We start from the raw sequence: 23,870 nt of genomic DNA, 5'->3' as shown, positions 1-23,870 counted from the left end.
TTTATTATATTACATTAAAATTAGATGACAGAAACTAAGATAGACAACAATACATTATTAGAATATATAATTAAAGGAATAGAAGAAGTTAAAGGGTATGATATAACAATATTAGACTTTACAAAGTTAGAAAATACAATTACCGATTATTTTATCATTTGTACGGGAAATTCCAATACACAAGTTTCAGCAATATCCAATTCAGTAGAAAGATATGTGAGAAAGCATATTAAAGAAAAACCATGGCACATAGAAGGTACTGATAATGAGCAATGGGTATTGATGGATTATATTTCTGTAGTTTTACATATTTTTCAACAAGAATATAGAGAATATTATGATTTAGAAAATTTATGGGGTGATGTACCAATAACTAAGATAGCTAGCGAAGATAGTGATGATAAAAAATTCAATTTAAAACTAAATTAAAATAAGATTCAATTTTGGAACCAAATAATAAAAAAAAGAAAAGTAAAAAGCCGTTTTCATTTAACTGGTTTTATGGGATTTTAATCATTTTTGTAGTGTTATTATTATCTCAACAGTTTTTAAATTCAGGTCAGGAAACAAAAATAGATTCAGCAAAATTCTTTTCATTACTTGAACAAAAATATATTAAAAAAGTAATTTTTGTTAATGAATCCTCAGAAGTAAAAGTATATCTTACCCCTGAAGCTAAGAAGGACTCTAAAGTATACAATAATGACCAAGGATTAATTCCGTTTAATCAAATTTCAGATTCTCCCCAATTTACTTTTATTGCCGGAGATAAACAATTATTTGAAAAAAGGTTTAATGAGGATAAAATAAAATATAATTTAGAAACTAATTTGGAATTTGAAAATCCTAGCCCATGGGGAGGAATTTTCATACAATTATTATTACCTATATTATTTTTTGCTCTCATTTGGTATTTCTTATTTAGAAGAATGGCCGGAGGTACAGGTGGTGGCGGAGGTCAAATTTTTAGCATTGGACGTTCGAAAGCTAAATTATTTGATGAAAATGATAACATGAGAGTAACATTTAAAGATGTTGCAGGACTGGAAGGAGCAAAAGAAGAAGTTGAAGAAATTGTAGATTTTCTAAAAAATCCTAAAAAATATACAAAATTAGGAGGGAAAATACCTAAAGGAGCTTTATTAGTAGGGCCTCCGGGGACTGGGAAAACTTTATTAGCCAAAGCGGTAGCGGGAGAGGCTAAAGTGCCTTTTTTCTCTCTTTCCGGGTCAGATTTTGTTGAAATGTTTGTAGGGGTAGGAGCTTCTAGGGTTAGAGATCTTTTCCGACAAGCTAAAGAAAAATCACCTGCAATTATTTTTATTGACGAAATAGATGCTATAGGAAGAGCAAGGGGAAAAAATAATATTACAGGGTCTAATGATGAAAGGGAAAATACCTTGAACCAGTTATTAACAGAAATGGATGGTTTTGCGACAGATACCAGTGTAATCGTTTTAGCAGCAACCAATAGAGCAGATGTTTTAGATCAAGCATTAATGCGTCCGGGACGTTTTGACAGATCTATTTATGTAGATTTACCAGACCTTAATGAAAGAAAAGAAATATTTCAGGTTCATTTGAAACCTTTAAAATTAGATCTGGATTTAGATATAGACTTTTTAGCGAGGCAAACTCCCGGATTTAGTGGTGCAGATATTGCTAATGTCTGTAATGAAGCTGCTCTTATTGCTGCCAGAAAAGGAAGAGAATCTGTTGGTAAACAAGATTTTTTAGATTCAGTAGATAGAATAATAGGAGGATTAGAAAAGAAAAATAAAGTTATAAAACCCCATGAAAAGAAAAGAGTTGCTTTTCATGAATCGGGGCATGCAACTATTAGCTGGATGGTAGAACATGCAGCTCCTCTTTTAAAAGTAACTATTGTACCTAGAGGACGATCTTTAGGTGCAGCATGGTATTTACCTGAAGAAAGACAGTTAACTACAACAGAACAGATGTTAGATGAAATATGTGCAACTTTGGGAGGACGAGCTGCAGAAGAGGTAATATTTGGAAACATATCTACAGGAGCATTATCAGATTTAGAAAGAGTAACGAAACAAGCTAATGCTATGGTTACTATCTATGGATTAAGCGAACAGATTGGTAATATATCTTATTATGATAGCTCTGGCAATGAATACGGATTTACGAAGCCATACTCAGAAGTTACAGCAGAAACCATAGATAAAGAAATTTCTAAAATTATTGAAAATCAATATAAAAGAGCCATTCAGATACTAACAGATAATAAAGATAAATTAACCCAACTAGCTAATAAATTATTAGAAAAAGAAGTAATTTTTAAAGAAGATTTAGAGGAGGTTTTTGGAAAGAGAAAATTTGATGATACCGATTTTTCAGATGAAATAAAAGAAGAAGAAAAAGAAGAAATAAATCATTCAGAAGAAGAAACTAAGACAGAATAAGCAAAATGAAACAAAAGAATATTTAAAAAGTTCTTATTATTATAGATTATTCATAATATGTGTTTTTTTTATATATTTGAATAAGAAAATAATCAGAAATTTAACAAAAATTTGAATGGGATTTCTTGATAAAATATTTGGTAAGAAGAAAGGGAAAGAATCAGAAGCTTTTGATTGGAACGATGATAAATTGGAAGAAGACGTATTATTTACAAAGAGATTTAAAGCAGGAGGAGGAATGTTTTTTTATTGTGATAATAAAAATGAAGCCTTACAACATTTACAGGAAATTCTTATAAATGAAGATATAAGTGAAGTTTTATGTGTAGAACATGAACTTATATCTTTAGTTAATGTTTTAGATTGTAATTATACTACCCAAAGTAATCAAAAACAAGATATAGCTCTAATTAGTTGTGAATATTTGGTAGCTTTAGATGGATCTATAATGATATCTTCTGATCAAACACGTCATTTAAAGAAATCGGATCTTCCAAATAAAATAATAGTTTGGGCTAATCCTAATCAAATTATAAGTTCTTCCAGTGCCGGATTGGCTAAAATAAGATATAATAAAAAAAATAGTATTCCTTCTAATATAACCTCTATATATGGTAATCAAGTACAAGGTTTTAGTGATATATCAACAGCAAAAAAATTATATTTACTTTTAGTAGAAGAATGCCTTTAATTTCAGATAATTAATAAAAAAACAATGATAACTCGTTCTCTATCAGGAATAGTCTACGTATTGTTGGTATTTTTATGTACTACAAATTTCCTTACAGATGTAGTGTATATTTATTTTAATATAAAAATACAATCTTCCTATCCATTTTACATATTAATTTCTCTATTTTTTATAGGCTGTATGATAGAAGCTGTTAAAATCCTTAATTATAAAAATATTTTATTTAAAATATTAACTTTCATTCTCGCCGGATTCATCTATTATAACTCTTCTAAAGACTATTTTGTTAATAGTTTTAATTTCACATTATATTATTGGAAATATATAATGCTTTTAATATTATTTGCTCTATCTATTATAACTTTATTTCGGTTTACTGAAGAACTTGTTACAGATAGTGGTAAACTAATATTTACAGCTGTTTATTTGGGTATTCCTTTTAGTTTAACTTTAGCTATTCCTAATAGTAATAATCCGTTGACCTCAGAAATATTTTTTATATTCTTACTTATCTGGATTAGTGACTCTTTTGCTTATTTAGTAGGGAGAAAATTTGGAAAAAGGAAGCTTGCTCCTAAAATTTCCCCAAACAAATCAATAGAAGGTTTACTGGGGGGTATCATATTTACCATTATAACAGGTATAATAATTGAAATCAACTATTCGCAATTACGGGGTAACTGGATTATTATAAGTATTTTAATAGCGTTATCTGCTCCTATAGGAGACTTGGTAGAATCTAAATTAAAAAGATTTTTTAAGGTAAAAGATTCAGGTAATCTGATGCCCGGACATGGTGGAATATTAGACAGGTTAGATAGTTTTATTTTCTGTATTCCTGTTATATTTTTATATTATTTAATTAATTCAGTATTATGAGAATCCATAAGGAAGGTAAGAAAATCATTCTTGTTAGTATCATAGGAATTTTACTTTTAAGTATAATCCTGTTTTATTTATTTCGTTGTTGGTCATGGATAATGATTGTACCGTTAGTGATATTAGAAGCCATGATCGTTTGGTTTTTTAGAAATCCAATAAGAGAATATGAAGCTAAACCTGAAGAAGTCATTGCACCTGTAGATGGAAAAGTAGTTATAGTAAAAGAAGTATATGAAAAGGAATATTTAAAAACAAATTGTATACAAATTTCCATTTTTATGTCGCCTTTAAATGTACACGTATGCAGGTATCCGGTAACAGGGAAAGTAATTTTTAAAAAATATCATCCCGGAAAATTTTTAGTAGCTTGGCATGAAAAATCTTCTGAATTAAATGAACGTACTACAGTAGTGGTAGAAAATCCTAATAAAAAACAAATTTTATTTCGACAAATAGCCGGAGCTATGGCTCGTAGAATAGTTATGTATTCAGAATTACAAGATAAAGCTGAAGCAGGAAAAGAATTTGGTTTTATAAAATTTGGATCTCGAATGGATGTGTTTTTACCTCTTGGTACAGAAATATTGGTAAACGTAGGAGAGGTTATAAAAGATGGAGGAATAAAAGTAATTGCAAGATTAAAAAATTGATTATTATGAACTTTTTTATATTTGTGTAAACTAATAAACTATATTATGGCTAATATTTTAGATGGTCTAAAACTATCCAAACAAATTAAACAAGAAATTAAAAAAGAGGTAGCACAATATGTAAATAAAAGTTTTCGTCCCCCTCATTTATCTGCTGTATTAGTAGGAAACAACGGAGCAAGTGTTACTTATGTCGATAATAAAATAAAAGATTGCCATGCCGTAGGTTTTCGCTCTTCTTTAGTAAAACTTCCGGGTAATATAAACGAAAATGAGTTATTACAAGAAATAAAAAAACTTAATGAGGATAAAGATTTAGATGGATTTATAGTACAATTACCTTTACCGGATCATATAGATCAAGAAAAAATAATTATGGCAATAGATCCCGAAAAAGATGTAGATGGTTTTCATCCCCAGAATTTCGGAAAAATGGCTTTAGAAATGGAAAGTTTTTTACCGGCTACTCCGTATGGAATTATGACGATGCTGAAAAGATATAATGTACCTACTCAGGGTAAAAATGTTGTAGTAATAGGAAGAAGCAGAATTGTAGGCAAGCCAATGAGCATATTAATGAGTAGAAAAGGATACCCGGGAGACGCTACTGTAACTCTTACCCATTCAAAAACACAAAACTTACAAGATTTTACTAAAAACGCAGATATTGTTATAACAGCATTAGGGGTTCCTAATTTTTTGAAAGGTTCTATGATAAAAAAAGGAGCTGTAATTATTGATGTGGGAATTACACGTATTGATGACTCAACAAAAGAACGAGGTTTTTATTTAGCAGGAGATGTTGACTATAATGATGTTTCTGAAAAAGCCTCTTGGATAACACCAGTTCCTGGTGGAGTAGGACCTATGACGAGAGCCATGCTGTTAAAAAACACCTTAATTGCTTATAAAAAAAATATTAACGATTGAAATTGAAATATCCTAATAAATTCAGATATATAAAATTTATTTCTGAATTTATTAGGAATTAAAATAAAAAGTTATTTTTCTACAAATTTGTTGATTTCTTTATCGATTTCCTTTTGTGATACATCAGTGTTATACTTCGATAATATTTCAAACAATTCTATATCATTTTTTTGTTTTTTCATAATAAGGTCTTTATTACGTTTATAAACCTTATCCCAAGAATTTCTTACCTTATCCCATATTGTAGAATTTTGTGACCACCACTGCTCTGCAGCCAGACATCTTTCAGGATTAACCTTTTTATATACATTTTCTCCTCTTTCCTGAGCTATTAGAATGTCTTTAGACTTTTTTTTGCGTAATATTTTTCTATTGTCTTGAATATGAATCCAACCATAATCAGTAATTTCTTGACGGTTTGTTCTATTCAACACATTATAATCATCTCTTTGAGTATATTCCCTACGAGGAAGCGGTGCGTCGGCATTATTTTCCCAATAATTTTTATTATCTACATGAATCCATGTAGAACTCCCTTGATAACGAGGACTGTCATCAACCTGATAAACCTTCTGCGTCCATTGACCTAAGACCTCACTTTTAGGAAGAGATTTATATTTCCATTTTGTACCCTTATCAAAAGTGTATAAATCAGTATTTTGATAAATCCAATCTTGTCTCCAATGTTTAACAATCATTGCACTATCTTTAGAACCTACAATTAAAAGATGCTGGATTGAAATTTTATCTCCTGTATCTTCAATTATTTTTGCAAGTTCTAATGCATGAGTTTTTTCTCTGTCATGGAATTTATAATTTTTATCTGGTGAAAAGGTTTCGGCATAATTAAATGTTACTTCATAACATCCCGCCATAGATTTAATAGATTTTTGATCTTGTTCTTTAGTACTTTGACCAAAATTAATTAGAGAAATAGAACAAGAAATAAAAATAAAAATAATTTTTTTCATATAATTGATATTAAAATTTGAAATTTTTTAAAGAGGCTTATACTCAAATTCAGGATATCCTCTATGTCCTTCATTGTTAGTCATTTTCAAAAAACGAATCTTATAGAGGGTTCCTATATTATCTTTAATAACATAAAAACGGTTTGTATAAACAGTAGCTCCTGCATACGTACTTCTCCATGTAGATCCAATGACCCGTTGATCATCATATATAAACTTAGAGGGGTCTACTTGGTCTTTTGTAAAATTTTCATATGTAAGACTAGATGTTGTAGTATTTACTTGGTAAGCTGCGGTTTTATTTAAAGTATTCAAAATAACAAAATCTGCAAAAGAATATGTACCATGTCCTACATTTTCATTTGTAAAAACTGTAAAACAAAGATCCCAGTTATCTTTTGGAGGTTGTATATCTTCAATACCATTTTCCAAGCTTAGGAAATTAAAAAGATAATTATTATTTTTATTAATAATAAATTCTTTATGAGTAGTATCTGATAAATTGGCATATTGTATTTTGTATTGGTTGTTTTTGTATCTTAAAATTCGAACTTTTTTCCATCCTCTAAAATCTCCGCTACTATGTAATGAGGTTTCATTTCCTTTATAAACAGCATATCCCATATTAATAAGATAAACTTTATTTTCCGAATCATTAATACTAATTTTATCAATAGCAGTTCTTTTCAAATAATTGCCTTTAATATCATCTACATACTTAACATTTTCTGCATCAAAATTGTTAACTAAAACAGAAAGTTTGAGAGAGGCTACATTTGCTTCCGTTACAGCATCAATATTTGTAAACTCTGTTTTCCCGGCAGCCATTAATATAGATCCGTTAAGAATCACCAAAAATTCATTTCCATTATAAAAACCAAAGTCCCAGGAATCTCTTTGGTTTACCTTCATGGTTTGTGTATCAAGATCTATCCAAACCTGGTTTGGTTCTGCAGGTCCGCCTACATTTGGAGCTAAAACGGCTCCCGAAGGTTGCGGCACAAATATAGGATCATCATCTGTATTACAACCAATTAATAATACAGATAAAAAAATATAGCGTATTTTTTTTACAATATGAGGTATCATAATATTAAAAATCTAAATTAAATCCAAGTTTTAAGAAATAAGAACGTCCATAAAATAAATTTATGCTGGATATAGGTCCTTGATGAGCACCTGATTGAGCAGCAGTTGTATTAACATTTTTTATATCAAAAATATTTCTAACTCCTGCAGTAATTTCAATTTTATTTTTGAATAAATATTTTCTTATTGAAGCATCCAGTTGATTAAAATCTTCTTGTTTACCTAAATAAAAAGAATCTGAATTTGAATCATATATATATCCAGACTCTTTACCGGTATATTTATAGTATATAGAAATTGTAGTTTCCCATTTTTGAATAGTATAATTTACGTTAGAATTGAGTTGAAAATTGTATAGATATTTATCATTAGGAACGGTTACATGTATTCCATTTATATTATCATTTAGTTTCCTGGAAATTCCAAAAACCGATGCTCCAAGGCTAAAATCAATATTTTTATATTGAAAAGAATTACCCCCTTGTATGCCCCAACTTGAATATTTATCTATATTAATATATTTATAATGCAAAGGGACAATACTGACAGTAGAAAGTTCTATTTTATCTTTAAGTTCAATATAAATAGTGCTTAAATTAAATGAAGTTTTTAGGTCATTATTAGAAATAATTTTTTGATTCCAATGAATAGCGGTAGAATATCCTTTTTCAGGATTGAGATCAGAATTTCCTTGTATATCGTGATTGGTATCTACAAAATATGTATATAATTCATCAAAATTAGGCGTACGGTTTGAAGATGAAAATTCAGCTCTAATATCTGATAATTTAGATAATTCATATTTCATTGCAAATGAATATGAATATTGGTTTTCAAATTTAGAATTAAAGCTGGATCTAAATCCCGGACGTAGAGATAGCCCTACGTTTGTACGTATTTCACTAGAAATGAAAATATCATAATTATCCAAATGTTTCCTTACATCTTCTTGAAAACCGGATACATTTAATCCTGCAATACTTGCTGAGTTTGCAGCTCTAAATCCTTCGATTAAATTAATTTCATAACCCAGTTGAAAATCCAGAATTTTGCTTTTTATAAAATTACTAAACGTTCCGCGGTTATACCAAGCTTCTGTTTTTGCATAACTTTTATACGGGTTTTTAAAATTAAAAACTTCCCTTTTACCAATGTCATAAATATAATCTCTATATTTTCTGTTTTGTTCCTGATATGAAAAATCTCCATTATAGTCAATTTGATTAAAGAATCGGGTTTTTAAAAATACGTGATGTAACCATCGTTGCGTATTATAATCTCTATCTGTAGATGAATATGTATATAAACCGCCCAAATATAAAGGAGCATATTTTACTATAGGATTATAATATTTAATTATTTCATCTAAGAATTGAACTTTATAAAATGCGGAAAAATTTTTAGACTTAAAACTAATTAAAGCATTTGCATTCCACTGTTGTTTAGGTAACCATTCATATCCTCTTTTTCCATCGTTTTCATAATATCTTTTCCCTTCCTTATTATCAAAAAAACCTTGAAAATTATTACTGTTAATCCCTGCAGAAATAAACCATTTATTAGATAAATTGTGAGATACTTCTAAAGATTGAATGTGGCGTCCTTTTTCTTTCCAGTCATATTCATTACCTACGGATTCTTCTTGGGCATATCCTGAAATTTTCCATTTTTCAGGAATTTTTTTCTTAGTAATAATGTTAATAATCCCTGTTAATGAATTAGAACCATAATCAACCCCCATACTACCACGTACTATTTCAATTTGTTCTACATTATCTAGATTTATTTTAGTTAAATCTATAGTATTTCCCATACCATTATCACTCACTAAAGGAATATTATCTATCATTACTTTAAAATATTGTCCGTTTAAACCGAAAAGAGATACTTGAGAGTCTCCGGTATCTTGTTTAGGGACAACTAAAAAATTGAGATTATAGTTTAATACATCAGCTAAAGTACTGGCGGCTCTATTTTTAATATCTTGTTCTGATATAATTTCAACTTGATAGATCGATTTAGCTAAAGATTGAGGAGAATATTGTCCGGTAATGATCACATCGTCTATGTTTCTATAAGATAAACTGTCTTTTATATGTTGAGATTTTGTAAAGCAAAAAATAAAATATAAAATAAAAAAAGAATAAAATTTATTTATATACATTATAATGATAATTTTAGTTTTTACAAATATAATTATTATTTAGAATCAATCTAATTAATATATAAATTAATTTAATTATTTGTTAAAGTTTAAGAGATATATTTTTTTTAGAAGGATAAAAAGTGTTTTTATGAATATAAAAAAGAAATAAAATATAAAAGCGCAAGAAAAGAGAAATATTATTTAAAAGTAACATTAATTATTTAGAATAAATTTAAATAAACTATCTTTGAAAATTGTTATAGTAAAATTAAAAGTATAAAATATGACAGAATATCCGAAAAATAAATTGGCATAATAAATGTTATTATGATAAAGGAATTATTAAATTTGTATAATCCAAAGTAATTTTTTAAGATTTAAACTTATACATGAACGAAAATTTTTCACAACAAATAAAAGATGTAATTAGCTTCAGCAATGAAGAAGTATTACGATTGGGAAATGACCATTTGGGTACAGAACATCTCATCTTAGGAATGTTACGTGAAGGTAATAATAAAGCAATTTCTGTACTCCAAAGTTTGAATATTGATTTAAGTGAGCTAAGAAGACAAATAGAGAACCTTAATTCTACGGTTAACGTAGTAAAAATAGAAAGAAATAATATACCTTTTACTAAGGCGGCAGAAAGAGCCTTAAAAACCAGTTTTTTAGAAGCCAAATTATTTAAAAGTCCGGAAATAGAACCCATACACTTATTATTATGTATTTTAAGGATTGAAAGCGATCCGGTAACTCAGATATTTAAAAAATATGGAGTTGATGCAAATGCAGTAAGGGAAGAATATCGATTTCAATTTCAAGAAGATTTTACAGAGCAACCCTCAGCAGAATTTTCAGAAGATGAAGCAGGAGGAGAGTATTCTAACTATGGCGAATCTTCTAATAAATCTTCTGGAGGTGGAGGAACATCTAAAAGTAGAACTCCGGTTTTAGATAATTTTGGAAGAGATCTAACTATGGCTGCAGCTGAAGGTAAATTAGACCCGGTTGTGGGGAGAGAAAAAGAAATAGAAAGGGTTTCACAAATATTAAGTAGAAGGAAAAAGAACAATCCATTATTAATTGGTGAACCAGGAGTAGGTAAATCCGCTATAGCAGAAGGTTTAGCATTAAGAATCATTCAAAAAAAAGTATCTAGGGTTTTATATAATAAAAGAGTAGTTACCTTAGATGTGGCCAGTTTAGTTGCAGGAACAAAATATAGAGGGCAATTTGAAGAAAGAATGAAAGCTATAATGAATGAATTAGAGAAAAATTCAGACATTATATTATTTATAGATGAAGTACATACCATTGTTGGCGCCGGAGGAGCTACCGGATCATTAGATGCTTCTAATATGTTTAAACCGGCATTGGCTAGAGGAGAAATACAATGTATTGGTGCTACTACATTAGATGAATATCGTCAATACATAGAAAAAGATGGAGCTTTAGAAAGAAGGTTTCAAAAGGTAATGGTAGAACAAACTTCGCCGGAAGAAACCATCATAATTCTTAATCAAATTAAAAATAAATATGAAGAGCATCATAATGTAACTTATACAGATGAAGCTATTAAAGCATGTGTCTCTCTAACCACAAGATATATTACTGATAGATTTTTGCCGGATAAGGCGATAGATGCCTTAGATGAAGCAGGATCTCGTGTACACATAAAAAATATCAAAGTTCCTCAGGAAATACTGACTTACGAAAAAGATTTAGAAAAAATAAGAGCCAAAAAAACCAAAGTTATTAAAAGTCAGAAATATGAGGAAGCCGCTCAATTAAGAGATACGGAGAAAGAAATCGAATCTAAGTTGGCTAATGCTCAAAGAGAATGGGAAAAAGTTTCACGAGAAAATAGAGAAGTTGTAACCGAAGATAATGTAGCTGAAGTAGTTTCTATGATGAGTGGAGTACCGGTACAACGAGTAGCGGAAGGAGAACTTCAGAAACTAGCTCAGATGAAAGACCTGATGAAAGGAAAAATTATAGGTCAGGATGAAGCTGTAAACAAAGTGGTAAAAGCAATTCAAAGAAACCGAGCAGGATTAAAAGACCCTAATCGACCTATCGGAACCTTCATTTTCTTAGGATCTACCGGTGTAGGAAAAACTCAATTAGCTAAAGTAATGGCGAAAGAATTGTTTGATTCGGAAGATGCTCTTATTAGAATTGATATGAGCGAATATATGGAAAAATTTGCGGTATCAAGATTAGTAGGTGCGCCTCCGGGATATGTAGGGTATGAAGAAGGAGGACAGCTAACAGAAGCCGTGAGAAGAAAACCTTATGCGGTAATATTACTTGATGAAATAGAAAAAGCTCACCCGGATGTTTTTAATATATTGTTACAAATATTGGATGATGGACATGTAACTGATAGTTTAGGAAGAAAAATAGATTTTAGAAATACTATCATAATATTGACCTCCAATATAGGAACTCGAGAATTAAAAGAATTTGGCGATGGAGTTGGTTTTGGTACTTCTGCTAAAAAATCATCTTCAGATGCAAGAGCAAAATCAACTTTAGAAAATGCTTTAAAAAGAACTTTTGCTCCAGAATTCCTAAACAGGATAGATGACGTAATTGTATTTAACAACTTAGATAAAGATAACATTTCTAAAATTATTGATCTTGAATTACAAAAAGTATATGCAAGAATTGATAAATTAGGATACAAAGTAGAATTATCTCCAGAAGCTAAAGAATTTATTATAGAAAAAGGATGGGATAAAAACTTTGGAGCACGTCCTCTTAAAAGAGCTATACAAAAGTATATAGAAGATTTAATTGCTGAAGAAATAATTAATTCTTCAATATTAAAAGAAGATCATATACAAATTCGTTTAAATAAAGATAAAAGTAATACTGAGATAAAAATTTTAGGTAAAAAAGAAAAAACATCAGAATCGAAAGAGTAAGAAAATAAAATATATATTCTAAAAAAGCCACTTGATCAAGTGGCTTTTTTAGTTTGTAAATGAATTGGATATAAAACTGATTTTAAACAACAAGAAAATTATTTTATTTAAGATAATTAAATTCTATAAAATAATAATATATTTGCAAGACTTATCAAGAAAGGTGGAGGGACTGGCCCTGTGAAACCTTGGCAACCGGCTAACTTCAGCATGGTGCTAATTCCAGCCCTTAAGGGGAAAGATGAGTGATTTGCTTAAATAAAAATCTACCAAGCGAATAAAATCTTTTCTTTAAGACTTTCTTGATTAAGATTATTTATAAAATGATCTAATAATTAAAAAAAGAGAATGAAAAAAAAGATTTTATTAATTTTATCCTTATTATTTGTAAGTTTTTTTGAATATATAACAGCTCAGGAAAAAGTAGCCATAGACTCTTTAGAACAGTTTAATGATTTAGATGAAGTAGTTATAATAGGAGGAAGGAATTCCGAGAGAACCGTTGTAAATTCTCCTGTAGCCATAGATGTTATAGATGTAAGGAAAATTGAAAAAAATTCACCACAAATTACAGCTAATGATTTATTAAATTATTTGGTTCCTTCATTTAATTCGGTACGTCAATCATCCTCAGACGGTACCGAACACATAGATCCGGCAACTTTGAGAGGTATGGGACCAGATCAGGTTTTGGTTTTAGTAAATGGAAAAAGACGTCATACTACTTCTTTAGTTAATTATCAAAATACAGTAGGCAATGGTTCAGTAGGGACAGATTTAAGTGCAATACCTGTTTCAGCAATAGAAAAAATTGAAGTATTAAGAGATGGAGCAGCAGCACAATATGGATCTGATGCCATAGCAGGAGTAATTAATATTATTTTAAAAAAAAATGAAGGAGGATCAGCCTCTATATCTTATGGAATAACTAATAGAAAAGATGGTGAAAACTACAACTTTAGTGGAAATTATGGAACTAAATTAGGAACTAACGGAGGTTCTATAAATCTTTCACTGGTGGTAAGCCAAAGAAATAAAACCAACCGTTCATATGAAAACAATTTAGATAAGTTTGGAAACAATTTTGCTTATGAATTTGCTCCAAATCCAGAACAGGCAAGAGCAGAAGATGAACAAATTATGGCAGCAAAGGGGGTTACACAAAGAGATTTTAGATTTAGAATAGGTGATGCACAGATTAAAAATCAACAATTTTTTGTAAATGCTATCTATCCTCTCTCAGATAAATTTAACTTATATTCTTTCGGAGGAGCTAGTTTAAGGCAGGGAGAAGGAGCAGAGTTCAGGAGACTTCCCAGCGAAACCTCTAATGTTGTATCAGAATATTATCCCAACGGATTTCAGCCTTTGTTAAAATCTACTATTTAAGATATATCTAATGCCACAGGAGTTAGGTATTATTATAATAATTGGAATATTGATTTAAGTAATACCTTAGGACAAAATATCTTTAATTATAAAGTAGCTCAAACCAATAATGCATCCTTAGGTGTAAATTCTCCTACAGAATTTAAAGCAGGAGGACATGAATTTTTACAAAATACTATAAACTTAGATATAGCTAAAAATTTTAATCATATCTTTACCTTAGCTTTTGGAGGAGAATTCAGATATGAGCAATATCAGATAAAAACAGGAGAAGAAGCCTCTTGGGCACGATATGATAAATTTGGTAATATAGTAACAGCGATTACTGATCCATCAAATATTATAGCAGCAGGTGGCTCACAGGGATTTATAGGATTTTCACCGGCAAATGCGTTAAAAAAAGATAGAAATAATGTGGCAGGTTATGCAGATTTGGCCTTTAAAACCAATAAATTTTCCGGAGATATAGCCGGAAGATATGAGCATTATTCTGATTTTGGAAATTCTTTAACAGGAAAATTAGCTTTACGTTATGAATATGCAAACGGTTTTGCAATAAGAGGTGCATTTAGTACAGGATTCAGAGCTCCATCTTTACAACAACAATATTTTAATAATTCATTTTCAGATATCTCCACTTCAGGTTCAGGCATAGTTTCCAAAGGAATTTTTACAAATGAAAGTATTTTGGCTAAAGCTCTAAGCATAGAGAAATTGAAAGAAGAAAAATCTATTAATGCAAGTACCGGATTAACTTTCAGACCCTCAAAAAACTTATATATTACAGCAGATGCTTATTACATTAAGGTAGATGATCGAATTGTTCTTACCAGTGAATTTGTAAATCCCATCATTCAATCCTATGGAGTAGAAGGAGCAAGATTTTTTACAAATGCTATAGATACTGAGACTAAAGGAATTGATATTGTAGCAACTTATAAGTTAAATATTGGATTAGGTAACTTAACCATTAATTTATCAGGCAATTATACACAAACTGAGATTGTAGATTTTCATTTTCCTGAAGTATTTGGGGGAAATAGAAATGAATATTTCGGTCCCGATCAGACAAATATAATTGAATCTTTAAGCCCTAAAACCAAGGCTACTTTAGGTTTTGTGTATAATCTTTCAAAATGGAATTTTTTAGTAAGAAATACCTATTTTGGAAAAGTTACCAGAGATGGTTATCCTTTTGGTAAAGTGCAACATCATGACCCTAAATTAGTAACAGATTTAAGTATTAGTTATGATATATTTAAAAATTTTACTCTAACCGTGGGAGGGAATAATATATTTGATATTTTCCCGGATAAACAGATATATGAAAATTCTTATTATCACGTATTCAAATATGCTCCGGTGCAGATGGGTACCACAGGGGCTAATTGGTTTGCAAAACTTAATATGAATTTTTAGATTTCAAAGTAAATTAAAAAGTGGCAGCAAAAAAAATAGGTTGGAAAACAGCTACGGCTATAGTAGTATCAAATATGATCGGCACTGGAGTTTTTACCAGTTTAGGATATCAGGTGCCTGAGTTACATAATAGTATATCATTACTTCTTTTATGGTTTGCAGGAGGAGTTTTGGCATTAATAGGTGCTTTTATATATGCAGAATTGGGTGCATATTTTAAACAATCTGGTGGTGATTATATATACCTTTCCCGTACCTATCATCCTATAATGGGATACCTTACCAGTTGGGTTTCTCTTATTGTTGGTTTTTCAGCTCCGGTTTCACTGGCAGCACTGGCAATGTCAAAATATTTAGGAATAGAACATGTAAAAACTTTTGCTATAGTTATAATAATATTTATAGCTTTTTTTCAATGTTTTAGCCTAAAAATAAGCAGTCATTTTCAAAATTTTTTTGCATTTCTCAAAGTCGTATTTATTATAGTACTCATTTGGGTAGGAATTTATATAAGTCCCTCTCAGCCTAATGCTTTACTTTGGGATTCTTCTTGGAAAAATGAAATAATTCTTCCCGCTTTTGCCAGTTCTTTAGTTTTCGTTACCTATGCGTATACTGGTTGGAATTCAGCTTCTTATATTGTAGAAGAAATAAAAATTCCTAAAATAAATCTTCCTAAAGCACTGATTATAGGAACTGTATTTGTAACTGTAAGTTATGTGTTGTTAAATTATGTCTTATTAAAACATGCAAGTATAGAGGAACTTGAGAATAAAGAAGAGGTAGCCAATATAGCTTTTTATCATGTTTTGGGTAAACAGGGAGTAAAATGGGTAAGTTATTTTATAGCTCTACAACTGGTAGCAACAATTAGTGGTTATTTATGGGTGGGTTCCAGAGTGACACAAGCTACAGCCAAAGAAAATCATTTATGGAAGCCCTTAGGAAAAGAAAATAAAAACGGAATTCCTATATATGCAATTTTCGCTCATACCATTATTAGTATAATTATTATATTAAGTGGTAAGTTTGAAGAAATTTTTATCTACACAGCCTTTGTACTTCAATTGTTAGCGACAGCCGCTGTGAGCACTTCTTTATTTTTGAAAAAGAAGGACCGTACTTTAATTAAAAAAAGCTGGTTTTTATTATTGCCCATAATCTTTTTACTTTTTAGCTTTTACATTCTATACTTTACTTTTATTAACCATCCGAGAGAAAGTTTAATAGGCATAGCTATTGTTGGAGTAGGAGGAGTATTATATTTTTTTGATAAAACTAAAATGGTAAGAAATCATAAATAGAAAACATGAATGTCTATGAAAGAATTTGATGATTTTATAGTAAGTAATAATGAGAGTAAGAAATTATCAAATAAAGTAAAAGCGATATATATGCCCTATTTTTTAATATTTTTTGAAAGACAAGGAATAATGGATTTTAAAAAGTATTTAGGCCATATTAATAGGTTGATAATGGTACAGAAAAGAGTCAGATAAAATTCAGTATTATAAAAATAAACAAAAAAAACCGAAAGATCAATCTTTCGGTTTTTTTTGTTAATAAATGAAATTATTTTTTAATAAACTTATAATTTTTACCCTTAATACTTAAATAATACATATTAGGAGATAAATCGGAAACATTTATAGATATAATACCTTCTACTCTGATAGGGAAGAATTTAACAATTCTACCATTTCTGTCATAAATAGTTAGGGTAGTATGTTCCTTTTTACCTGAATATATACCTTTTATATTGATGATGTCCTCAACTGGGTTAGGATATAGTATAACAGAGGTATTATTTTCAGAATTAAGAATTCCATTATTTAATTTAGGATCAGATGCATTAGCATTTTTAATAATAGTAGTATTAGCTTCAACTATTAGGTTATAGCATTGTTTAATATCAAAACAATGCTTATTACCGTAAACAACTACATAATAAGTACCCTGATCTAAATTTTTAGAGAAAACAGATTTATTTGAGTTTTTCTTTTTATTACCTTTTCCAATTCTTTTATTTGAAACATCATATATTTCAAAATTATAATCATTAGGAAGGTCTTGTAAAGTAACGGTAACATTAGAGATACTATTAAGAGAAAACTTAAAATAATCTTTATCTGTAGCAGAGCCGATTCCTGCGTAGTAATTAGTATTAGTATTAATAGCTGTAGCTTGCGCAAAAGAATCGTTAGGTTCATAATTATTAACACAAGTAGATTTTGATTCTGTAGCTTCAACTTTGAGGTTATAACACTGATTAATGTCATAATAACCACTATTTCCGTAAACCACTACATAATAAGAACCCGGTTCAAGATTATTTAGAGAAACCGATTCATTAGAAGTGCCGGAATTAATACCAGAACCAATTTGCACCTTAGAAGCATTATAAACTATTAAATTATAATCCTTAGGAAGGTCTTGTAAAGTAACAGTAACGTTGGATTTACTATCGAGGGTAAACTTATAATAATCTTTATCGATAGCAGACCCTATTCCTGCAGAATAATTAGTATTGGTTTGAATAGTTGATGCTTGTGCAAAAGAATCGTTGGGTTCATAATTAGTAATACAAGAAGCTATTACTGTTGCTTCAACATAGAGATTATAGCAATGAATAATATCAAAATTACCATTTTCTCCGTAAACCACTACATAATAAGTGCCCGGTACTAGATTGTTAAGAGTAACTGATTCATTAGAAGTACCAGAATTAGTACTGGAAACAATTTGTACCTGAGAAGCATTATATACCATTAAATTATAATCTTTAGGAAGGTTTTGTAAACTAATAGTAATATTAGACTTAGTATCTATGGTAAACTTGTAATAATCCTTATCTGTTGCAGAACCAATTGCTGCAGAATAATTGGTATTGGTATGAATAGGTGTAGCAGATGTAAAATAATCGTTGGGCTCATAGTTAGCCACACAAGGAGATGCTTCAGTTGTCTCGATTAAGAGGTTGTAACATTGTGTTACATCAAAATTATAATTTCCTTCAACAACTACATAATAAGTGTCTGGTTCTAGACTCTCAAAGTGAACAGATTCATTAGAAAAACCAGAATTATTACTCAAACCAATTAGTGTTGAACCACTATATACTTTTAAATCATAATCCTTAGGAAGGTTTTGTAAATTAACGGTAACCTTGGAATTACGAGTTATACTAAACTTATAATAATCTTTATCTCCATAAGAACCAATACCTGCGGAATAGTTAGTGTTGGTATCAATATCTTTTGCGGTACTAAAAGAATCATTAGGTTCAAAGTTATCAATACAAGAAGACTTAACTATAGTTTCATTAACTTTGAGGTTATAACATTCTGTAAAATCAAAATAATCTGGAGCAGCATAAATTTGCACGTAATAAGTTCCCGGCTCTAAATTATTAAGGGTAATCATTTTTTCAGAATTAAAAAAAGAAGTAGCCCCTTTTTGTTCTTTCGAACTATTAAATACTTTAAAATCATTACGAGAGTAATCTAAAGTAATAGGATTTTGTAAACTAACAGTCACATTGGATTTATTGCTCAGAGTAAACTTATAATAATCTTTATCTGTATTAGAATCAATTGCTGCAGAATAATTGGTATTAGTGTTAATAGCTACTGCAGATTCAAATGAATCATTTGGTTCATAATTAGTCGAACAAGAAGCTTCTTCTTTCGCCTCAACTTTTAGGTTGTAACAAACAGGTTTTTTAAAATCTATTGTATATAAATATAAATAATAAGTACCTGGTTCTAATTTAACATTATAAAATGAATAACCCTCAATTTTTTCTTGAAAACTGTTATATAAATTATAACCACAATCACCATCTATATGAATGAAAACCTTGGACCTTTTATTCAGAGTAAACTTATAATAATCTTTATCTGTGGCAGAATCAATACTTCCGGCATATCTAGTGTTATTATCAATAGCTGTAGCTGTTTTAAAAGAATCATTAGGTTCATAGCTATTGGCTATACAAGGAATATCTTTGTCATATGCCTTTACTTGTAATTTATAACACTGATTCATAGCATATGTATCTTTACTTTCTACAAATAAATAATAGGTACCCGGATCTAGGGTGTTAAGCGGAATACTTATATCGTCAATACCATTGGAAGTACTTTGACCAATAAGTTTTTGCGAACTATCATATACATTTATATTACAGCTTGTAGTAATATTTTGTAAAGTAACGGTAGCATTAGATTTACTGTTTAGGGTAAATTTATAATAATCTTTGTCTGTAGCAGATTCGATCCTTGCGCTATAAATGGTATTGGTATTTATAGCTGTTGCAGACGCAAAAGAATCATTGGGTTCGTTGTTATCAATACAAGGGGTCTCTACTTGAACATTTAGTTTATAACATTCTGTAATGTCAAAACCAGCTCTTCTTATATATACATAATAAGTTCCCGGGCTAAGATTGTTTAATTGGATAACAGAATTACCAGAACCAATTTGATTTTTTGAAGCGTCATATACTTTAAAATCATGATTATCAATTGAACTTTGTAAACTAACGGAAACGTTGGATTTACTGTTCAAGGTAAATTTATAATAATCAAAATCACCATCATAGCTTATTGCTCCGTAGTAATCTGTATTAGTTTTAATAGCGGTTGCAGAATCAAAAGAATTATTCGGTTCATAGTTATCAATACAAGAAGCTTCTTCTTTCACTTTAATTGTTAAGTCATAACATTTGGAAATATCAAAATCCGAAAAATTAGCAATAAGCACATAGTAAGTACCCGGTTCTAATTTTCTACAATCATAACTTGAAATATATTCTTTTGAACTGTTATATACACTTATATTACTATTGTTTATATTATCTAAAGAAATCTTAACACTGGAAGTCTTGTTTAAGGTAAACTTATAATAATCTTTATCGTTAAGATATCCATACCCAGCACTATAGGTAGTATTAATTTCTATAGGAGTAGCAGATTCAAAAGTATCATTAGGTTCATAATTAGCGTTACATGACGCCGGTCTATCAATTTTTAAGGAATAACATTTGGTAATATCATAATAGCCATTTTCCCCGTAAACAACCACATAATAAGTACCATGCTCAAGATTGTTAAATTTAGCCGTTTTATTATCATTAGAAATAGTACCGGAACCAATTTGAGCTTGAGAATTGTTATATACTATAAAATTAATATTTTCAGGAGAGCTTAAAGTAATTAAAATATCAGAATTTTCGTCTAGCTTAAACTTATAATAATCTTTATCTGTTGCTGAACCAATGCCTGCAGTTTGTATATATTTATTATTAATACCTGCAGTTTGTTCGTAATTGGTATAAACCCATGTAGCAGTTGCAAAAGAATCATTAGGTTCGTCTTTAGGGATACAAGAAAACTCTGCTAATTCATCAAAACTGATGGTATAACATTGAGTATTATCAAAATTACCATTATTACCATAAACATATATGTAATAAGTACCCGCCTCTAAATCAGGTAAAGCAACCGATTCATTATTAGTACCGGAATTAGTACCGGAACCAATTTGTTTTTTTGAAGCGTTATATACTATTAAATTATAATCTTTAGGTAGATCATCTAGATGAACGGTAACCTTAGCTCTTTTATTTAATGTAAACTTATAATAATCTTTATCTGTGGCAGATGTTATTCCAGAATGGTAGTCTGTTACCCTTTTAATTTCTGTGGCTGTTTCGAAAGAATCATTGGGCTCGTATTTATAAGGGTCACAAGGAGGCAATAATTCCTCTGAGTGAAGTACCAGTTTGTAGCACTTAGTTATATCACTATATTGACTAGCTTCTACAACTAGATAATAAGTTCCTGGCTTTTGATTCATAAGAGACACCCAATAATAAGGAGCAGAGGATTCATTAATATAATTTTGCGCACTGTCATATACCTTTATAGTATATCCGGTAGGATATCCTTCTAAACCAACATCAAAATTAGATAAAGCGTTTAAGGTAAACTTGTAATAGTCTTTATCCGTAGGAGACCCAATCTTGGCTAAGAAAGAAGCATTATTATTAATAGTTGTTGCAGTTGCAAAAGAATCATTAGGTTCAAAGTTATCGGTACAAGAATTATCTTCTAAAGTAGTTGCATTAATTTTGAAATTATAACACTGGGTAAAATTATAATCTAAATTAGCTCCGTCAACATATAAATAATAGGTTCCTGGATTTATTTTGTATAATGTCAAATTTGGATCATCACGGCGACTAATATCTGAAGTTATTTCTTTTAGTGAACTATCATAAATATATATGCGATGAGTTTTAGACATGTTTTCAAAATAAATAGAAACATCGGATAATTTGTCGATAGTAAACTTATAATAATCTTTATCCGTAGAAGAACTGAATCCTGCAAAATATACAGTTTCATCCGTATTAACAGACTTTGCAGATTCAAAAGAATCATTTGGTTCGAAGTTAGCTATACAGGGGCCTTGTGTCGATATTGTATTAAAATAAGCCAAAGTATAATTTGAAGTACTAGAACCTGAACAATTGGCCTTGACTCTCCAACTGTAAGCTGTATTAGCAGCTAACCCCGAAAGGGTAAAGGAAGTAGAATTAATACCCGCGTTAGCTGTAGTCCAGGTGGTAGCTGAAGCGGTTTTATATTCTACTGTATAATTTTGAGCTCCGCTTGCTGCATTCCATTTAAGGAGAACACTATTTTCAGAGATATTAGAAGCAGAAAGCCCGGTGAGTGTAGAACAGGTGGAGGCAGGTGGATAAATGTTGAAAATTGCGATTTGTTGATCATTATATTGTTCTAAATCATCTAAAGAATAGTAACCATTATCAGTGCCTCCATAACCATAATTATGATGATATAAATTGTTGGAATCATAACCATCTATAACAAAAGAATGTCCACCTCCACGTACTTGAACTCCGTAAACAAAAACAGGATATCCTTTGGCTAACTGATCCTTAATTGAGTTTTTCCATTCAGTATTATCTTCATAGTAAGCGGGCCTTGATTTCATTTGAACATCAGGGCTATATTTAAAATAATTTTTTAAGGCAGAGACAATAGCGTCATGGTTGCCCATACTACCATAATACTGATATTTCATATCAACTGCAATTCCGACATGAAGCATTAAAGTGGCAACAGCATCAACCTCTGCTTCAGTAGATGCTGAAGAAAGTGAATTAGGCATATTTCCCCATTGATAGGTAGTGTTTTGGAAATCAGCGGTTAATGTTTTTCCATTCGTGTCAGGAATAGTATAAGTATGCGTTCCTTTTCCCGTAACAGGATAGTTCCAGTATTTCATTATTTGAGCCAAAGCCGTGGCAACATCTCCTGTAGCAGTTGTTTTTCCATTAATAATAGGAGTAAACTTATTATAATACTTAGTTTCACCCCAAGTAGTTTGAATAAGAGGTTTAACACTTTCAGGCTGTGATGATTTAGCATTTATAGGTGAAGGGAGGGGCTTTCCGGAAAGTAAAGCTTCCCACTCTTTTTTAATTAATGAATTGCCCTCATTAATCACTTTTTTGAATTTGTTTTTTCTTAAATTTTCACAGGCTGCTTGATAACCGTCAAGAATGCGTAAAAATCCCGGAGATGCAGATCCATTTGTAGATAAGGGAGAATCAAATGAATAAGCTAGAATAGGATGATTTCCCATTTCGGAAGAAATAATACAAAATCCCTTTCCGTTATTGATTTTAAAAATATAGAAACCATCGTACTTTTTATTAATTTGATTTGTAACATTGGTTAATTGTACTTCTCTTGATTTGTTATTTTCAGATTTAAGAGTAAGAAAATTTTTTGCTACCAATTGAGCGGTTTCTTCAGAAATTTCTTGTCCATGGAAAGAATAGGACAAAATAAATCCTATAATGATAAAAATAGGTTTAAATTTAATCATAGACTAGTAATATTTATTAAAATAAAAATTATTAAATAATAAAAATATTCAAAATATAATATGTATTCAATACTTTAAAAAGAAGTAGAATATGAAAGATCATAACTATTTTAATTTTAAATTAAAAGTAGTTTTTATATGGTTTAAAATTTAATATAATTATTTCATAGATTTAATTTTAAGGGATTATTACTAAGCAAAATTATAAATTATCATTCATAATTTAATTACTCAGTTAAAATATTTATTTTATTTAATTAACAAATATTAATATTTTATTTTTTATATATATAAATTATTTTATATTTATTATATAAATACATATCAAATATAGCAGCAAAAAATGATTTAATAGGAAATCTGAAAAATTTTAAAAAGTTAGATAAACTTAATTTATATTTATTATATTAATGAC

General features: G+C 29.7%; 14 protein-coding genes and 1 riboswitch. Of the genes, 10 read left to right on the top strand and 4 right to left on the bottom strand.

The window, feature by feature from the left end; translation table 11 throughout:
- Positions 1-24: 24 nt before the first annotated feature.
- From rsfS to folD, 6 genes are all read left to right on the top strand, one after another.
- The gene (rsfS, locus tag C4S76_RS06670) at positions 25-429 is read left to right on the top strand and encodes a ribosome silencing factor (RefSeq protein ID WP_105193698.1); all 405 of its coding nucleotides are present in this window, start codon (positions 25-27) and stop codon (positions 427-429) included.
- 14 nt (positions 430-443) lie between these two features.
- Positions 444-2,432 carry an ATP-dependent zinc metalloprotease FtsH gene (gene ftsH, locus C4S76_RS06665; RefSeq protein ID WP_105193697.1) on the top strand — a complete coding sequence of 663 codons (1,989 nt, stop codon included), beginning with the start codon at positions 444-446 and terminating at the stop codon, positions 2,430-2,432.
- A 115-nt stretch (positions 2,433-2,547) separates the two neighbouring features.
- Entirely contained in the window at positions 2,548-3,123 is a 576-nt protein-coding gene (locus C4S76_RS06660) for an LUD domain-containing protein (protein WP_105193696.1), read from the top strand.
- A 24-nt stretch (positions 3,124-3,147) separates the two neighbouring features.
- Positions 3,148-4,002 (top strand): phosphatidate cytidylyltransferase, encoded by an 855-nt coding sequence (locus tag C4S76_RS06655; protein WP_105193695.1) that lies wholly within the window; start codon positions 3,148-3,150, stop codon positions 4,000-4,002.
- The gene (locus C4S76_RS06650) at positions 3,999-4,655 is read left to right on the top strand and encodes a phosphatidylserine decarboxylase family protein (protein ID WP_105193694.1); all 657 of its coding nucleotides are present in this window, start codon (positions 3,999-4,001) and stop codon (positions 4,653-4,655) included. The genes C4S76_RS06655 and C4S76_RS06650 overlap by 4 nt, the downstream gene beginning before the upstream one ends.
- A gap of 45 nt (positions 4,656-4,700) precedes the next feature.
- Positions 4,701-5,585 (top strand): bifunctional methylenetetrahydrofolate dehydrogenase/methenyltetrahydrofolate cyclohydrolase FolD, encoded by an 885-nt coding sequence (gene folD / locus C4S76_RS06645; protein ID WP_105193693.1) that lies wholly within the window; start codon positions 4,701-4,703, stop codon positions 5,583-5,585.
- A 71-nt stretch (positions 5,586-5,656) separates the two neighbouring features.
- Here folD and C4S76_RS06640 read toward each other — a convergent pair whose 3' ends face one another.
- From C4S76_RS06640 to C4S76_RS06630, 3 genes are read right to left on the bottom strand one after another with little or no spacing between them, the layout of a single operon-like run.
- A complete protein-coding gene (locus C4S76_RS06640) occupies positions 5,657-6,556 on the bottom strand; it encodes a DUF6607 family protein (RefSeq protein WP_105193692.1) in 900 nt (299 codons plus the stop codon).
- Positions 6,557-6,583: 27 nt separating this feature from the next.
- Positions 6,584-7,645 (bottom strand): HmuY family protein, encoded by a 1,062-nt coding sequence (locus C4S76_RS06635; RefSeq protein WP_105193691.1) that lies wholly within the window; start codon positions 7,643-7,645, stop codon positions 6,584-6,586.
- Between the two features lie 4 nt (positions 7,646-7,649).
- Complete coding sequence (locus C4S76_RS06630) at positions 7,650-9,809, bottom strand: TonB-dependent receptor plug domain-containing protein (RefSeq protein WP_105193690.1); 2,160 nt, start codon at positions 9,807-9,809, stop codon at positions 7,650-7,652.
- A gap of 371 nt (positions 9,810-10,180) precedes the next feature.
- On the opposite strand from C4S76_RS06630, the gene C4S76_RS06625 reads away from it, so the two are divergent.
- From C4S76_RS06625 to C4S76_RS06615, 4 genes are all read left to right on the top strand, one after another.
- Complete coding sequence (locus tag C4S76_RS06625) at positions 10,181-12,724, top strand: ATP-dependent Clp protease ATP-binding subunit (RefSeq protein ID WP_105193689.1); 2,544 nt, start codon at positions 10,181-10,183, stop codon at positions 12,722-12,724.
- Between the two features lie 148 nt (positions 12,725-12,872).
- Positions 12,873-12,972: riboswitch (SAM riboswitch) on the top strand.
- Positions 12,973-13,072: 100 nt separating this feature from the next.
- Complete coding sequence (locus tag C4S76_RS11990) at positions 13,073-14,113, top strand: TonB-dependent receptor plug domain-containing protein (protein WP_245915807.1); 1,041 nt, start codon at positions 13,073-13,075, stop codon at positions 14,111-14,113.
- Positions 14,114-14,116: 3 nt separating this feature from the next.
- Entirely contained in the window at positions 14,117-15,532 is a 1,416-nt protein-coding gene (locus C4S76_RS11985; RefSeq protein ID WP_262494550.1) for a TonB-dependent receptor plug domain-containing protein, read from the top strand.
- Positions 15,533-15,552: 20 nt separating this feature from the next.
- Entirely contained in the window at positions 15,553-16,836 is a 1,284-nt protein-coding gene (locus tag C4S76_RS06615; RefSeq protein WP_105193688.1) for an APC family permease, read from the top strand.
- Positions 16,837-17,104: 268 nt separating this feature from the next.
- On the opposite strand, the gene C4S76_RS06610 is transcribed toward C4S76_RS06615, so the two are convergent.
- On the bottom strand, positions 17,105-23,455 hold the full coding sequence (locus C4S76_RS06610) for a pre-peptidase C-terminal domain-containing protein (RefSeq protein ID WP_105193687.1): 6,351 nt from the start codon (positions 23,453-23,455) through the stop codon (positions 17,105-17,107).
- Positions 23,456-23,870: the final 415 nt, after the last annotated feature.

The organism is Apibacter adventoris (assembly GCF_002964965.1).
In the GTDB taxonomy this organism is placed as follows: Bacteria; Bacteroidota; Bacteroidia; order Flavobacteriales; family Weeksellaceae; genus Apibacter; species Apibacter adventoris.
This window is presented reverse-complemented; position numbering and strand designations above follow the sequence as displayed.

What these genes read in the sequence shown, in the direction of transcription:
- rsfS (WP_105193698.1), top strand. Translation starts at nt 25, where the DNA reads ATGACAGAAACTAAGATAGACAACAATACATTATTAGAATATATAATT.
- C4S76_RS06660 (WP_105193696.1), top strand. Translation starts at nt 2,548, where the DNA reads ATGGGATTTCTTGATAAAATATTTGGTAAGAAGAAAGGGAAAGAATCA.
- C4S76_RS06655 (WP_105193695.1), top strand. Translation starts at nt 3,148, where the DNA reads ATGATAACTCGTTCTCTATCAGGAATAGTCTACGTATTGTTGGTATTT.
- C4S76_RS06650 (WP_105193694.1), top strand. Translation starts at nt 3,999, where the DNA reads ATGAGAATCCATAAGGAAGGTAAGAAAATCATTCTTGTTAGTATCATA.
- folD (WP_105193693.1), top strand. Translation starts at nt 4,701, where the DNA reads ATGGCTAATATTTTAGATGGTCTAAAACTATCCAAACAAATTAAACAA.
- C4S76_RS06640 (WP_105193692.1), bottom strand. Translation starts at nt 6,556, where the DNA reads ATGAAAAAAATTATTTTTATTTTTATTTCTTGTTCTATTTCTCTAATT.
- C4S76_RS06635 (WP_105193691.1), bottom strand. Translation starts at nt 7,645, where the DNA reads ATGATACCTCATATTGTAAAAAAAATACGCTATATTTTTTTATCTGTA.
- C4S76_RS06630 (WP_105193690.1), bottom strand. Translation starts at nt 9,809, where the DNA reads ATGTATATAAATAAATTTTATTCTTTTTTTATTTTATATTTTATTTTT.
- C4S76_RS06625 (WP_105193689.1), top strand. Translation starts at nt 10,181, where the DNA reads ATGAACGAAAATTTTTCACAACAAATAAAAGATGTAATTAGCTTCAGC.
- C4S76_RS11990 (WP_245915807.1), top strand. Translation starts at nt 13,073, where the DNA reads ATGAAAAAAAAGATTTTATTAATTTTATCCTTATTATTTGTAAGTTTT.
- C4S76_RS06610 (WP_105193687.1), bottom strand. Translation starts at nt 23,455, where the DNA reads ATGATTAAATTTAAACCTATTTTTATCATTATAGGATTTATTTTGTCC.